Source organism: Variovorax sp. ISS6, assembly GCF_056523145.1.
Genome location: NZ_JAWRZC010000001.1, coordinates 6,797,880 through 6,810,656 on the forward strand (window position 1 = coordinate 6,797,880; position 12,777 = coordinate 6,810,656).

Here is a 12,777-nt window from a genome sequence, read left to right on the forward strand (position 1 = left end):
CGCAGCGTCGCGCGGCCCCGGTGCGGCGATACGTTCGCTTTCCGAATGACATCCATGAAACGGGAGGTGTCGACTGCGACGAAGCCTTTGGTTTGACAGCGCCGGGACACTTCCGTCGCGCCCAGATGTCCTCCAGTCGAAAAAAAACCATCGGGCCGCGGGTTGCGGCAGCCGATGGCTTCAGGTGGGACGCGGGATCAGACGCGCTCGAGGATCAGCGCGATGCCCTGGCCGACGCCGATGCACATCGTGCACAGCGCATAGCGGCCGCCGCTCTTGTGCAGCTGGTTGACCGCGGTGGTCGCGAGGCGCGCGCCGCTGGCACCCAGCGGATGGCCCAGCGCGATCGCGCCGCCGTTGACGTTGACGCGCGCGTCGTCGTCCGAAAGGCCCAGCAGGCGCAGCACCGCGAGGCCCTGCGCGGCGAAGGCCTCGTTGAGCTCGATCACGTCGATCTGGTCGAGCCTGAGGCCGGTGAGCGCCAGCACCTTCTGCGTGGCCGGCGCCGGGCCGATGCCCATGATGCGCGGCGCGACGCCGGCGGTGGCCATGCCCACGATGCGCGCGCGCGGCGTGAGGCCGTGCTTGGCGGCGCTGGCCTCGTCGGCCAGCAGCAGCGCGCAGGCACCGTCGTTCACGCCGCTGGCATTGCCCGCGGTGACGGTGCCGTCGGGCCGCACCACGCCCTTGAGCTTGGCCAGCGCTTCGAGGCTGGTCTCGCGCGGATGCTCGTCCTTGGCGACGACGATCGCATCGCCCTTCTTCTGCGGCACGCTCACCGGCACGATCTCGGCGTCGAAGAAGCCGGCCTTCTGCGCGGCCACGGCGCGCAGCTGCGAGTTCAGCGCCATCCGATCCTGTGCCTCGCGCTCGATCTTGTAGTCGGTGGCCACGTTCTCGGCCGTCTCGGGCATCGAGTCGACGCCGTACTGCGCCTTCATGAGCTTGTTGACGAAGCGCCAGCCGATGGTGGTGTCGTAGACCGCGTTGGCGCGGCTGAAGGCGCTCTCGGCCTTGGGCATCACGAAGGGCGCGCGGCTCATGCTCTCGACGCCGCCCGCGATCATCAGGCCGGCCTCGCCGGCGCGGATGGCGCGCGCCGCGCTGCCCACGGCATCGAGGCCCGAGCCGCACAGGCGGTTGATGGTGGCGCCCGGCACCTCGATCGGCAGGCCGGCCAGCAGCGAAGCCATGCGCGCGACGTTGCGGTTGTCCTCGCCGGCCTGGTTGGCGCAGCCGTACAGCACGTCGGTCACGGCCTGCCAGTCGACGTTCTTGTTGCGCTCGATCAGCGCCTTGAGCGGCACCGCGCCGAGGTCGTCGGTGCGCACGCTCGACAGCGCGCCGCCGTAGCGGCCGAAGGGGGTGCGCACGGCGTCGCAGATGAAGGCTTGGTTGGTCATGGTGTGTCTCTATGAAGGTGGAACGAATTCGGGATGCCGGACGCAGAGGACGCGAAGGTTCCGCGAAGGACGCGAAAGAAAGACAAATTATTTCTGAAGTTCTTTCGCGCTCTTCGCGCAACCTTCGCGTCCTTCGCGTCCGGAAGTCCGTATCAGACGGCGATCGGCAGGCCCAACAGTTTCTCGAGCTCCGCATGCTCGAGCCCGTCGACCTTGTCGACCAGCTTCAGGCCCTGCGGCGTGCATTCGAGCGTGGCGAGGTCGGAGTACACGCGCTTCACGCAGCCGATGCCGGTCAGCGGGTAGCTGCAGGTCTCGACGATCTTGCTCTCGCCCTTCTTGGTCAGCAGGTCCATCATGACCCAGGTCTGCTTGGCGCCGATCGCGAGGTCCATCGCGCCGCCCACCGCGGGAATGGCGCCGGCCTCGCCGGTGCTCCAGTTCGCGAGGTCGCCGGTGGCCGAGACCTGGAAGGCGCCGAGCACGCAGATGTCGAGGTGGCCGCCGCGCATCATCGCGAAGCTGTCGGCATGGTGGAAGAAGGCGCCGCCGGGCAGCAGCGTCACCGGCTGCTTGCCGGCGTTGATCAGGTCGTAGTCCTCCTCGCCGGCCTCGGGCGCGGGGCCCATGCCGAGGATGCCGTTCTCGCTGTGCAGGATGACCTCGCGGCCGGCCGGCAGGTGGTTGGCCACCAGCGTGGGCTGGCCGATGCCGAGGTTGACGACGGCGCCGTCGAAGATGTCCTGCGCCACGCGGGCGGCCAGCTGGTCCTTGGTGCGACGGGTGTAGCTCATGGTCATGCCTCCTTCTTGAAGCCGCCGGCCTGCGTGGCGACGCGCTCGATGCGCACCACCTTGTGCACGAAGATGCCGGGGGTGACGATGGTCTCGGGGTCCATGGTGCCGAGCTCGGCGATGTCGTGCACCGTGGCGATGGTCTTCTTCGCGGCCATGGCCATCACCGGGCCGAAGTTGCGCGCGGCCTTGCGGTAGACCAGGTTGCCCCAGCGGTCGCCGCGCTCGGCCTTGATCAGCGCGAGGTCGCCGTGGATCGGGTACTCGAGCACGTACTGCTTGCCATTGATCTCGCGCGTTTCGCGCTTGCCCGCGAGCTCGGTGCCGTAGCCCGTGGGGCAGAAGAAGGCGCCGATGCCGGCACCGGCCGCGCGAATGCGCTCGGCCAGGTTGCCCTGCGGCACCAGCTCGAGCTCGAGCTGGCCGCTGCGGTAGAGCCCGTCGAAGACGTGGCTGTCGGCCTGGCGCGGAAAGCTGCAGATGATCTTGCGCACGCGGCCGGCCTTGAGCAGCGCGGCGAGGCCGGTGTCGCCGTTGCCGGCGTTGTTGTTGACCACCGTCAGGTCGCGCGCGCCCTGCTCGATGAGCCCGTCGATGAGCTCGCCGGGAATGCCGGCGGTGCCGAAGCCGCCGATGAGAACGGTGGCGCCGTCGGCCACGCCCGCGAGGGCGTCGGCGATGGAGGGCGCGATCTTGTCGATCATGGATCTGTCTCCGAAGAAGGATGGTGGAGAGGCGGGAAGACGCTCGTCGCGGTGCGTCCTGGTGAACTCAATTTTGTTCGTATATCGAACTTCTGTTCGTATAATGAATTCTAGAGAGGATCCACACCCATGGCAACCCGCCCCCTTGCGCCCCCCGGGACGCCCGCCCCCGGCGACAGCTACGTGCAGTCCTTCGCGCGCGGCCTGCAGGTGATCCGCTCGTTCAGCGCGAGCGCGCCGCACCAGACGCTCAGCGAGGTGGCGGCCGCCAGCGGCCTCACGCGCGCGGGCGCGCGCCGCATCCTGCTCACGCTGCAGACGCTGGGCTACGTGGTCACCGACGGCAAGCTGTTCACGCTCACGCCGCGCATCCTCGACCTGGGCTTCGCCTACCTGTCGTCGATGCCGATCTGGAACCGCGCCGAGCCCGTGATGGAAGCGCTGGTGCAGCAGGTGCAGGAGTCGTGCTCGGCCGCGGTGCTCGACGCCACCGACATCGTCTACGTGCTGCGCGTGCCGACGCAGAAGATCATGCGCATCAGCCTCGGCGTGGGCTCGCGGCTGCCGGCCTACTGCACCTCGCTGGGCCGGCTGCTGCTGGCCGACCTGCCCGACGAGGAGGTGCGCGCGCGGCTCGAGGCCTCGGCGATCGAGCCGCTGACCAAGCACACCGTGACCGACATCGACGCGCTGCTGGCCAAGGTGGCGCAGGCGCGGCGCCAGCAGTGGTGCCTGGTGAACCAGGAGCTCGAGGAAGGCCTGATCTCGGTGGCCGCGCCGATCGTCGACCGCGCGGGCCGCATGGTGGCCGCGCTCAACATCAGCGGCCAGGCCAACCGCACCAGCGCGAAGGTGATGCAGGACAGCATGCTGCCCGCGCTGCGCGAGGCGGCGCGGCGGATCTCGAGCCTGCTGTGAGCGGGCACCGCGGCCTCAGGCGCCTCCGTTCTCGATCTCGAAGGGCGCGACCTGCCGCCCGTCGATGTCGGTGAAGCCGTACTCGCGCGCCAGGTCGCCCACGCGCAGCGCGCGGCCGGTCTTGTCCATCACCGCGGCATCGCCGGCCAGCGCCACGATGGCACGCCCGATGTAGCGCGGCGACTCGGTGCGCGCGAGCGCGGGCCGCTGGTGCCAGTGCGCCTCGTCGGTCTGGTGGCCGGCCAGCACGAACTCGGTGCGCATCCAGCCCGGCGACACCGCGACCGATGCCACGCCATGCGCGCGCAGGTCCTGCGCCATGCCGAAGGCCAGCCGCGTCATCGAGGCCTTGGCGAGGTCGTAGAACAGGCTGCCGCGCAGGTAGCGGTCGCGGTCCCAGAAGGTGGTGGTGGCGATCAGGCCCCGGCCCTGGCGCACCAGCAGCGGCGCGGCGCAGCGGCTGGCCACGAGGTGGTTGCGCACGCCGCGGTCGAACATCGCCTCCCAGTTCGACAGCGGATGCTCCCAGAACGGCGCCTCGAACACGCCGTTGAAGCTCTCGTGGCCGCCCCAGGCGTTGTTGACCAGCAGGTCGAGCCGGCCGGCCTCGCGCTCGAGGCGCGCGAACAGCTCGCGCACCTGCGCTTCGTCGGTGTGGTCGCAGCGCACCGCCACGCCCTGCCCGCCCAGGCGCGTGACCTCCTCGGCCGTGTCCTCGATGCTGCCGGGCACTCGTTGCATGCTGGACAGCGCGAGGATCTGGCCGTAGCTGTCCGCGGGCTCGGCGCGCGTGCTGCGGCCCGTGACGTAGACGGTGGCGCCGGCCGCGCCGAGTTCGAGCGCGATGCCGCGCCCCGCGCCGCGGCTCGCGCCCGTGACCACGGCCACGCGGCCTTTCAGGGAGGGCAGTGCATTCGCACCCGTGGGCTGGTCGGTCATCGTTCGGCTCGCTGCAAGGGAAGAAGACGCCGAAGGTAGCGCTGCCTTAAACCAGCGTCTTGGAAGAATCCGCAATCGCACGGCCCAGGAACTCCGTGGGCGTGACGCCGCACAGCGCGCGGAACTCGTTGGCCAGGTGCGACTGGTCGTAGAAGCCGTGCTCGACCGCGACCTCGGCCCAGGCCGGCGCCGATTGCTCGCGCAGCGCGCGCAGGCAGCCGTGCATGCGCGCGAGCCGGCGCCAGGCGCGCGGCGAGAGGCCGACCTGCGCATGGAACAGCTGCTGCAGCCGGCGCTCGCCGAGTCCCACCGCCTCGGCCACCTCGCGCAGCGGACGACGACCGGCCGAAGCGGCGATCAGCTGCGCGGCCTGCAGCGCGCCCGGATGCGGGCCGAGCCGCGCCCGTGCGCGGCCGTCGGCCTCGGCGACGCGACGGCATAACGCGGCGTCGAGCAGCGCGACGCGCGCGGCGTCACCGGGAGCTTCGGCCATGCGCTCGAGCAGCTGCGCGCCGGCGCCGCGCCAGAGTTCGTCGAGGTGCAGCACGCGGCCCGCGAGTTCGCCCGCGGGCAGGCCGAGCAACAGGGCCGCGGCGCCGGGCCGCAAGGTGATCGACAGGCCTTCCATGCGCTTGCGCAGCCGCACCAGCACGGCCTCGGCCGAGGCGCCGATGGCCTCGATGGCCAGACCCTCGGCGCCATTGGCGGAGGGCGCGTCGCCGAGGTTGAAGACCAGCCGCGCGGCACCGTCGGGCAGCACGCGCTCGAGCACCTCCTCGCCTTCGGCGAAGCGTTCGCGGTACACGAGGATGTTGGCGACATGCGGGCGCAGCGGCGCGCTGGCGGCGAAGGAGCGCACCGTGCCGCCGGGCGCGTCCATCGGCGGCCCGAGCAAGGGGCCGTCGTCGAGATGGAGGAAAAGGCGCTCGCTCATGCCGGGTCGGTCCGGGAAAGGACCGGCCAGCATGCCACAGGCGCGGCTCAACCCTCGGCGTGGATGCCCTTCATCAGGATCACGCCGCCCAGCCGCGCGGTGTCGGCGCGCATGCGGCGCGCCAGCGCGTCGGGCGAGCCGGGCTGGGCCTGCCAGCCGGTCTTGAGCAGCGCCTCGCGCACTTCGTCCGTACTGATGACCTCGACCAGCGCGGCATTGAGCCTGGCCAGCGCGGTCTTGTTCATGCCCGCGGGCGCGGCCAGCGCGGTCCAGATCTCGAGGTCGGCGCCGCGCACGTCGGCATCGCGGATGGTCGGCAGCTCGGGCACCAGCGGGCTGCGCTCGGGCGAGGTCACGCCGATGGCCTTGAGCTTGCCCGAACGCACGTGCGGCATCGCGAGCGCGGGCGGCAGCAGCGCGAGCTGGATCTCGCCCGCGAGCAGGCCCGCGATCACCTGCGGATTGCCGGTGTAGGGCTTGTGCTGCGCGGTGATGGCCGAGCGGCTCTTGAGCAGCTCCATGCCCAGGTGGCCCACCGTGCCCACGCCCGGCGTGCCGTACTTGCCGCCGCTGCCGAGGTTGCGCACCCACAGCAGGTGGTCGGCCGCGGTCTTGCCGGTGGCGTTGCCCGACACGGCCAGCACCAGCGGCGCGGTGCCGACCATGCCGACCGGCGCGAAGTCCTTCTCGGGATCGAAGGGGAGCTTGGGATTGAGCAGCTTCGCGATCGTCAGGTTGCCGTTGATCAGCGCGCCGATGGTGTGGTCGTCGGTGGCCTTGGCGACCTGGTCGGCCACGATGTTGCCGCTCTCGCCGGGCTTGTTCTCCACCAGCACCGGCTGGCGCAGGATCTTGGCGAGCGGCTCGGCGATGGCACGCGCCAGCAGGTCGGGCGAGGCGCCGGTCGGAAAGCCGACCAGCAGTTTCACGGGCTTGGTGGGCCAGGCGGCTTCGCCGGCGCGCGGCTTGTCCTGGGCGCGGGCGAACGGAGGGAGGAGCGAGGCAGCCAGCGCGGCGGCGCCGCCCTCGAGCAGGCGGCGTTTGGTGATCGTCACGGGAGGAACTCCGGATGGAAGCGGCGGAGCCCTAATTGTAAACAGATCGTTACATCAATGCTGCGGCGCAGCGCGAAATCACGGCTTGCTGGCGACCAGCCGGCGCTGCGTGGGAAACAGCGACCAGCCCCAGCGCTGCTGCGCGAAGCCCCAGAGCCCCTGCTTGAAGAACAGCGTGGCCACGATCGCGAGCAGCCCGAGCCCCAGCAGGTACCAGGTGCCGTAGTCGCTGAGGAACTTGTTGAGCGCCCAGAAGACGAGCGCGCCCACCAGCGGGCCCTCGATGCGGCCGATGCCGCCGATCACCACCATGAAGATCGCGAACGCGCTCCAGTTGACGCTGAAGGCCGCGTCGGGGCTGATGCGCAGGTTGCCGACGAAGTACAGCGCGCCCGCGAGCCCCGCGCCGAAGGCCGCGACCCCATACACGGCGAGCTTCATGCGCGCCACCGGCACGCCCTGCGATTCGGCCGCCACCTCGTTGTCGCGGATCGCCAGCAGCGCGAGGCCGCGCTTGCTGCGCAGGAACAGGTAGACCAGCGCCACCGCCGCCACCACGCAGCCCAGCGCCATCCAGTAGGTGACGCTCTCGCGCGTGGCCTTGTCGATGCCGCGCAGCGCGGTGAGCGTGGTGCCCGAGCCGCCGCCCACCGCCGACACGTTGGCGAAGCTCAGGCGGAACACCTCGGCGATGACCCAGGTGCCGATCGCGAAGTAGCCGCCCGAGAGCCGGAACGCGATGAAGGACACCGGAATCGCGACCAGCCCCGCGGCCAGCGCGCCCAGCGGGATGGCGACGAAGGGATCGAGCCCCGCGAAGTTGCCGAGCACCAGCATCGCGTAGCCGCCGAAGCCGAAGAAGGCCTGCTGCCCGATGCTGACCATGCCGCCATAGCCCGCGAGCAGGTTCCACATCATCGCGAAGATGAAATAGCAGGCGATCTCGACGAACTCGCGCATCCAGCTCGACTCGCCCCAGAAGGGCAGGCTGGCGGCGACGAGCACCAGCGCGGTGCCGGCGGCGAGCGCGCCGCGGCTGGCGGCGGTGGCGCGCTCGACCTCGAAGGAGGAGTGCATGGCCATGGCAGGCACCGTTCAGTCGAGCTGCAGCTGGATGCGCTGCGCTACCGCGCCCCAGCGCGCGTTCTCGGCACGCAAGCGGGCCGCCGCCTCGGCGGGCGTGTTGGCCAGCGGCTCGAGATCGAGCGTGGCGAGGCGCTCGCGCACCTCGGGCGCGGCCAGGGCCTTCGCGACCTCGTTGCGCAGCCGGTCGACCACGGGCGCGGGCGTGCCGCGCGGCATCGCCATCATCTCGGCGAAGACGGCCTCGTAGCCGGGCACGCCGGCCTCGGCCGCGGTCGGCACCGCGGGCTGGCTCGCGAGCCGGTGGCGGCCCGAGACCACGATCGGCACCAGCCGGCCCTCGCGGATCAGCGGGCCGACCACCGGCGACGCCAGGAAGCCGCAGGGCACGGCATTGCCGAGCACGTCCTGCATGGCCGGGCCGGGGCCGCGGTAGGCCACGTGCTGCATCGAGACACCGGTGCTCGACAGCAGCAGCTCCATCGCCATGTGGCCCGGCACGCCCTGCCCGCCCGAGGCATAGCTCATCGGCGTCTTCTTCGCCGCCGCCAGCAGCTGCGCCAGCGTCTTCACCCCGGCCGCGGGATGGCACACCAGCTCCTGGCTGAAGGCCGCGAGCTGGGTGACGGGCACGAAGTCCTCCATCGGCCTGAAGGCCATCTTGCGGTAGAGGTGCGGGTTGATGGTGAACATGGTGTCGGGCCCGACCAGCACCGAGTGGCCGTCGTTGGCGCGCAGCACCTCCTGCATGCCGATGTTGCCGCCCGCGCCGGGCCGGTTGTCGACCACCACGGGCTGGCCCAGCGCCTTCTGCAGCGCGGGCTGGATCAGGCGCGAGACGATGTCGCCGGGCGCGCCGGCCGGAAAGGCCACGACCAGCCGCAGCGGGCGGACCGGCCAGGCCACCGCGTCGACGGTGTCCGTGGCGGCCATGGCCGGCGGCACCAGCATGCCCAGGCCCAGTGCCAATGCCGCGCCGAGGCGCCGGGGAAAGGGGAGGAAAAATCGCATGCAGTCTCCTTGCTCGTCAGTCTTTTTTGGGGGGCGCCGAAGTCACCAGGCGCCGATCAGGATCCCCGCCTCGCGCTCGCGCCGGTTCCAGGCCTCGACGGCCGCGGGCGCGATGGTGGGAAAGCGGCGGCGCTCGCGCAGCCAGTCGAACATGCGCGCCAGCATGCGCTCGCGCACCCAGGCGAAGGCCGGGTCGCGGCCGAGGTCGACCAGTTCCCCCGGATCGGCCTCGAGGTCGAACAGCATCGGCGGCAGGTCCTCGACGTGCACGAACTTCCAGCGCGCGTCGCGCAGCATCGTCATGTGGCAGCGCTCCACCGGCTGGCCCAGCGGCAGCCGCACGCTGTCGCGAAAGGCGTAGCTGTTCTCGCACACCACGAAGTCCTTGCCCGCGGCGCGCGGGTCGGCGCGCACCAGCGGCAGCAGCGAGCGGCCCTCGAGCCATTGCGCGGGCTGCGGCAGCCCGAGCGCGTCGAGCACGGTGGGCACGATGTCGATGCACTCGACCAGCGCCGCGCTGGCGCCGCCGCGCGTGGCATCGGCGCGCTCGCGCGGATCGACCACGATCAGCGGCACGCGCACGATCGGTTCGTGGAACAGCTCCTTCTCGCCGAGCCAGTGGTCGCCGAGGTAGTCGCCGTGGTCGCTGGTGAAGACGACCAGCGTGTCGCGGTCCAGCCCCTGCGCGGCCATGAAGCCGAACAGGCGCCCGAGCTGGTCGTCGAGCTGCTTGACCAGGCCCATGTAGGTCGGGATCACGGTCTCGCGCACCTCGTCGCGGCTGAAGCTGCGGCTGGCGGTGTCGCCGCGGAAGCCCGCGAGCACCGGATGCGCGTCCCGCCGCTCGGCCTCGCCGCGCACCGCGGGCAGCACGTCGCGCGGCCCGTACATCGCGTGATAGGGCGCGGGCGCGACGTAGGGCCAGTGCGGCTTGATGTACGACAGGTGCAGCACCCAGGGCCGGTCGCCGGCCTCGCGCATGAAGTCGATGGCGCGATCGGTGGTGTAGGGCGTCTCGCTGTGCGGCTCGGCCACGGCCGCGGGCAGCCCGGCCCAGCGCATCTCCCAGCCGCTGCGGATCTCGCCGCCCGGGCCGCGGCCCGAATTGGCGAAGTCGTGCCAGGGGTTGTCCGATGCATAGCCGCGCTCGCGCAGCCAGTCGCAGTAGGCGTTGCCGCTGACCTTGAAGCCCGGCGGCCAGATGCCGTCGTCGCGCGCATAGGGCTCGAAGCCGCCGTGCATCGCGAGCAGGCCCGCGCCCTGCGAGACGTCCAGGCCCAGGCGCGCCGCGCCTTCGGTGTCGGGCTCCACGTGCGTCTTGCCGACCAGCGCGCAGCGCACGCCGTGCGCGCGCAGATGGTCGCCGAGCGTCTTCTGGCCCACCGACAGCGGCACGAAGTTCCACATCGCGCCGTGGCTGCTCACGTAGCGCCCGGTGTAGGTCGACATGCGCGAGGCGCCGCAGACCGCGCCCTGCACGAAGGCCCGGTCGAAGCGCAGGCCGCGCGCGGCGAGCGCGTCGATGTGCGGCGTGTGCAGGCGCGGGTGGCCATAGCAGGACAGGTAGTCGGCGCGCAGCTGGTCGCACATGACGAACAGCACGTTGCGCAGCGGCCGGGCGGAAGAACGGCTCATGCGGACCTCAGCGGGTGCGTGGAAAAAGGCCCTGCGGCCGGAACACGAGCACCGCGAGGAACACGATGTGCCCGAACCAGATGCCCCAGCCCGGATCGAGGCGGAAGCCGACCTGCTGCGCGATGCCGAGGATCATGGCGCCGGCCAGCGTGCCCCAGAACGAGCCCATGCCGCCGATGATCACGGCCTCGAAGGCGAACAGCAGCAGCAGCGGGCCGTCCGAGGGCGACACCGTGGTGCGCATGCCCTGCAGCGCGCCCGCGATGGCGATCAGCACGAAGGCGATGGCGGTCGCGAAGGCATAGACCTTCTTCGCATCGAGCCCCATGAGCTCGGCGATCTCGCGGTCGTCCGACACGGCGCGGAACGACCGGCCCAGCGCCGTGTGCGCGAACAGCCATTGCAAAGCGCCGGTGGCCGCGAGCGCCACGGCCAGCACGATCAGCGGCAGCACGCCGAGCGAGAGCGACTCGCCGAATGCCAGGCCGCGCGTGCCGAGGCCGCCGGTCTCGATGGCGCGCGGGTCGGCCGAGAACAGCTCGAGCAGCAGGTTCTGGATCACGATCGACAGGCCGAAGGTGACGACCAGCGAGGGCAGCGGGTCCTTGCCCAGCGTGCCGTTGAGCACCCAGCGCTGCAGCGCGTAGCCGAAGCCGAAGGCCAGGGGCAGCACCGCGAGCGCGACCAGCCACGGCGCCGCAGCGCCGGCCAGCGACACGCCCGCGATCACCGCGAAGGCGCCGAGCACGATGAAGTCGCCCTGCGCCGTGTTGGTGAGCCGCATGACGCCGAACATCAGCGACTGACCGAGCGCGAACAGCGTGTAGAGGCCGCCGAGCAGCACGCCCTGGAGCAGGGTCTCAAGCATGGGCCGCCTCGATGCCGAAGTAGGCCTGCGCGATCCGTTCGCGCGTGAGCTCGGCCGACAGGCCCTCGAGCGACACCCTGCCTTCCTGGAAGCAGTAGACGCGGCGCGAGACCTGGCGCGCCATCGTCACGTCCTGCTCGACGATCACCACCGCCATGCCCTCGGCCGTGATGCCGGGCATGGCCGCGTAGATCTCGCGGATGACGACCGGCGCGAGGCCCAGCGAGAGCTCGTCGCACAGCAGCAGCTCGGGATTGCTCATGAGCGCGCGACCCAGCGCCACCATCTGCTGCTGGCCGCCCGACAGCGAGGTGCCGGGCTGGCGGCGCTTCTCGGCCAGGATGGGGAAGAGGCCGTAGAGCCGCTGCAGGTTCCACGGGCCCGGGCGCCTGGCGGTGGCGCCCATCAGCAGGTTCTCTTCCACGCTGAGGCTGGGAAACAGCCGGCGGCCCTCGGGTACCAGCGCGAGGCCGCGCCGCACGATCTCGCCGGGCGGCAGGCCGCCGATGGGCTCGCCCTTGAAACGGATCGCCTCGCGCGGCGCGCGCACCAGGCCCGCGAGGCTCTTGAGGAAGGTCGACTTGCCCGCGCCGTTGGCGCCGATGACGGCAACGAGTTCGCCGGCGGCGAGCGCGAAGTCGATGCCGAACAGGGCCTGGGCGTCGCCGTAGAAGGCCTGCAGGCCGTGGGTGGTGAGCAGCGGCGCGCTCATGCTTCCATCCCCATGTACACGCGCCGCACCTCCGGATCGTTCATCACCGCGCGCGGCTCGCCCTCGGCCAGCTTCTGCCCGAAGTTGATGACGAACAGCCGGTCGGCCAGCGACAGCAGCGCATGCACCACGTGCTCGATCCAGATCATGGTCACGCCGCGCGCCTTGATGCGCCGCAGCTCGCCCACCAGCACCGCGGCCTCGGGCTCGGTGAGCCCGCCCGCGATCTCGTCGAGCAGCAGCAGCCGCGGCTTCGTCGCGAGTGCGCGCGCGAGTTCGAGCCGCTTGCGGTCGAGCAGCCGCAGCCCGCCGGCCGGCGCGTTCGCCTGCGCCATCAGCCCGGTCTGCGCCAGCACCTCGTGCGCCGTGCGCCAGGCCTCGCGCTCGGTCTGCTGCCCGCCGAAGCAGGCCGCGGTCACGAGGTTCTCGAACACGCTCATGTGCCCGAAGGGCTGCGGCACCTGGTAGCTGCGGCCGATGCCGGCGCGGCAGCGCTGGTGCGGACGCAGCCGCGTCACGTCGCGGCCGTCGTAGTCGACCCGGCCCGCGTCGGCGCGCACGTCGCCCGAGATCAGGTTGAACAGCGTGGTCTTGCCCGCCCCGTTGGGGCCGAGGATGCCCAGCGTCTCTCCCTCGGCCACCGCGAGCGTGATGCCGTCGGTGACCTTGAGCGCGCCGTAGGACTTGCTCACGCCATGCAATGCCAGCAGCGCCATGGCGG

The 12,777-nt window shown here is 71.3% G+C and carries 13 protein-coding genes; 1 reads left to right on the plus strand and 12 read right to left on the minus strand.

The genetic code is table 11. The features are described 5' to 3' along the window. Positions 1 to 197 precede the first annotated feature (197 nt). The 3 genes from pcaF to AC1HIL_RS31460 all read right to left on the minus strand — a co-directional run bounded on the left by pcaF (position 198) and on the right by AC1HIL_RS31460 (position 2,901). Positions 198 to 1,403, minus strand: a complete 1,206-nt coding sequence (pcaF, locus tag AC1HIL_RS31450) for a 3-oxoadipyl-CoA thiolase (RefSeq protein WP_057596895.1) — start codon at positions 1,401 to 1,403, stop codon at positions 198 to 200. 152 nt (positions 1,404 to 1,555) lie between these two features. Continuing rightward, entirely contained in the window at positions 1,556 to 2,203 is a 648-nt protein-coding gene (locus AC1HIL_RS31455) for a 3-oxoacid CoA-transferase subunit B (protein ID WP_413762360.1), read from the minus strand. Next, the gene (locus AC1HIL_RS31460; protein ID WP_413762359.1) at positions 2,200 to 2,901 is read right to left on the minus strand and encodes a 3-oxoacid CoA-transferase subunit A; all 702 of its coding nucleotides are present in this window, start codon (positions 2,899 to 2,901) and stop codon (positions 2,200 to 2,202) included. Before AC1HIL_RS31460 ends, AC1HIL_RS31455 begins: the two co-directional genes overlap by 4 nt. A gap of 129 nt (positions 2,902 to 3,030) precedes the next feature. Here AC1HIL_RS31460 and AC1HIL_RS31465 point away from each other — a divergent pair, with 129 nt between their 5' ends. Further along, positions 3,031 to 3,819 carry an IclR family transcriptional regulator domain-containing protein gene (locus AC1HIL_RS31465; protein WP_261213396.1) on the plus strand — a complete coding sequence of 263 codons (789 nt, stop codon included), beginning with the start codon at positions 3,031 to 3,033 and terminating at the stop codon, positions 3,817 to 3,819. Between the two features lie 15 nt (positions 3,820 to 3,834). On the opposite strand, the gene AC1HIL_RS31470 is transcribed toward AC1HIL_RS31465, so the two are convergent. The 9 genes from AC1HIL_RS31470 to AC1HIL_RS31510 all read right to left on the minus strand — a co-directional run bounded on the left by AC1HIL_RS31470 (position 3,835) and on the right by AC1HIL_RS31510 (position 12,772). Then, positions 3,835 to 4,758, minus strand: coding sequence for an SDR family oxidoreductase (locus AC1HIL_RS31470; RefSeq protein ID WP_479670825.1), 924 nt, complete (start codon positions 4,756 to 4,758; stop codon positions 3,835 to 3,837). 46 nt (positions 4,759 to 4,804) lie between these two features. Next, positions 4,805 to 5,692 carry a helix-turn-helix transcriptional regulator gene (locus AC1HIL_RS31475; protein ID WP_479670826.1) on the minus strand — a complete coding sequence of 296 codons (888 nt, stop codon included), beginning with the start codon at positions 5,690 to 5,692 and terminating at the stop codon, positions 4,805 to 4,807. Positions 5,693 to 5,739: 47 nt separating this feature from the next. Then, the gene (locus AC1HIL_RS31480; RefSeq protein ID WP_479670827.1) at positions 5,740 to 6,747 is read right to left on the minus strand and encodes a Bug family tripartite tricarboxylate transporter substrate binding protein; all 1,008 of its coding nucleotides are present in this window, start codon (positions 6,745 to 6,747) and stop codon (positions 5,740 to 5,742) included. 78 nt (positions 6,748 to 6,825) lie between these two features. Continuing rightward, positions 6,826 to 7,830: a branched-chain amino acid ABC transporter permease gene (locus AC1HIL_RS31485; RefSeq protein ID WP_422095918.1), complete on the minus strand. Its 1,005-nt coding sequence runs from the start codon at positions 7,828 to 7,830 to the stop codon at positions 6,826 to 6,828. Between the two features lie 12 nt (positions 7,831 to 7,842). Next, positions 7,843 to 8,841 carry a Bug family tripartite tricarboxylate transporter substrate binding protein gene (locus AC1HIL_RS31490; RefSeq protein ID WP_479670828.1) on the minus strand — a complete coding sequence of 333 codons (999 nt, stop codon included), beginning with the start codon at positions 8,839 to 8,841 and terminating at the stop codon, positions 7,843 to 7,845. Positions 8,842 to 8,883: 42 nt separating this feature from the next. Next, a complete protein-coding gene (locus AC1HIL_RS31495) occupies positions 8,884 to 10,476 on the minus strand; it encodes a sulfatase-like hydrolase/transferase (protein ID WP_479670829.1) in 1,593 nt (530 codons plus the stop codon). A gap of 7 nt (positions 10,477 to 10,483) precedes the next feature. After that, positions 10,484 to 11,344, minus strand: a complete 861-nt coding sequence (locus tag AC1HIL_RS31500; RefSeq protein WP_057594349.1) for a branched-chain amino acid ABC transporter permease — start codon at positions 11,342 to 11,344, stop codon at positions 10,484 to 10,486. Next, complete coding sequence (locus AC1HIL_RS31505) at positions 11,337 to 12,056, minus strand: ABC transporter ATP-binding protein (RefSeq protein WP_261213376.1); 720 nt, start codon at positions 12,054 to 12,056, stop codon at positions 11,337 to 11,339. Before AC1HIL_RS31505 ends, AC1HIL_RS31500 begins: the two co-directional genes overlap by 8 nt. Beyond that, a complete protein-coding gene (locus AC1HIL_RS31510) occupies positions 12,053 to 12,772 on the minus strand; it encodes an ABC transporter ATP-binding protein (protein ID WP_479670830.1) in 720 nt (239 codons plus the stop codon). The genes AC1HIL_RS31505 and AC1HIL_RS31510 overlap by 4 nt, the downstream gene beginning before the upstream one ends. Positions 12,773 to 12,777 lie beyond the last annotated feature (5 nt).

Bases quoted from the DNA above. Each gene is read 5' to 3' on its own strand.
- AC1HIL_RS31510 (WP_479670830.1), bottom strand. From the start codon at position 12,772: ATGGCGCTGCTGGCATTGCATGGCGTGAGCAAGTCCTACGGCGCGCTC.
- AC1HIL_RS31485 (WP_422095918.1), bottom strand. From the start codon at position 7,830: ATGGCCATGCACTCCTCCTTCGAGGTCGAGCGCGCCACCGCCGCCAGC.
- AC1HIL_RS31495 (WP_479670829.1), bottom strand. From the start codon at position 10,476: ATGAGCCGTTCTTCCGCCCGGCCGCTGCGCAACGTGCTGTTCGTCATG.
- AC1HIL_RS31500 (WP_057594349.1), bottom strand. From the start codon at position 11,344: ATGCTTGAGACCCTGCTCCAGGGCGTGCTGCTCGGCGGCCTCTACACG.
- AC1HIL_RS31470 (WP_479670825.1), bottom strand. From the start codon at position 4,758: ATGACCGACCAGCCCACGGGTGCGAATGCACTGCCCTCCCTGAAAGGC.
- AC1HIL_RS31460 (WP_413762359.1), bottom strand. From the start codon at position 2,901: ATGATCGACAAGATCGCGCCCTCCATCGCCGACGCCCTCGCGGGCGTG.
- AC1HIL_RS31475 (WP_479670826.1), bottom strand. From the start codon at position 5,692: ATGAGCGAGCGCCTTTTCCTCCATCTCGACGACGGCCCCTTGCTCGGG.
- AC1HIL_RS31505 (WP_261213376.1), bottom strand. From the start codon at position 12,056: ATGAGCGCGCCGCTGCTCACCACCCACGGCCTGCAGGCCTTCTACGGC.
- pcaF (WP_057596895.1), bottom strand. From the start codon at position 1,403: ATGACCAACCAAGCCTTCATCTGCGACGCCGTGCGCACCCCCTTCGGC.
- AC1HIL_RS31455 (WP_413762360.1), bottom strand. From the start codon at position 2,203: ATGACCATGAGCTACACCCGTCGCACCAAGGACCAGCTGGCCGCCCGC.
- AC1HIL_RS31490 (WP_479670828.1), bottom strand. From the start codon at position 8,841: ATGCGATTTTTCCTCCCCTTTCCCCGGCGCCTCGGCGCGGCATTGGCA.
- AC1HIL_RS31465 (WP_261213396.1), top strand. From the start codon at position 3,031: ATGGCAACCCGCCCCCTTGCGCCCCCCGGGACGCCCGCCCCCGGCGAC.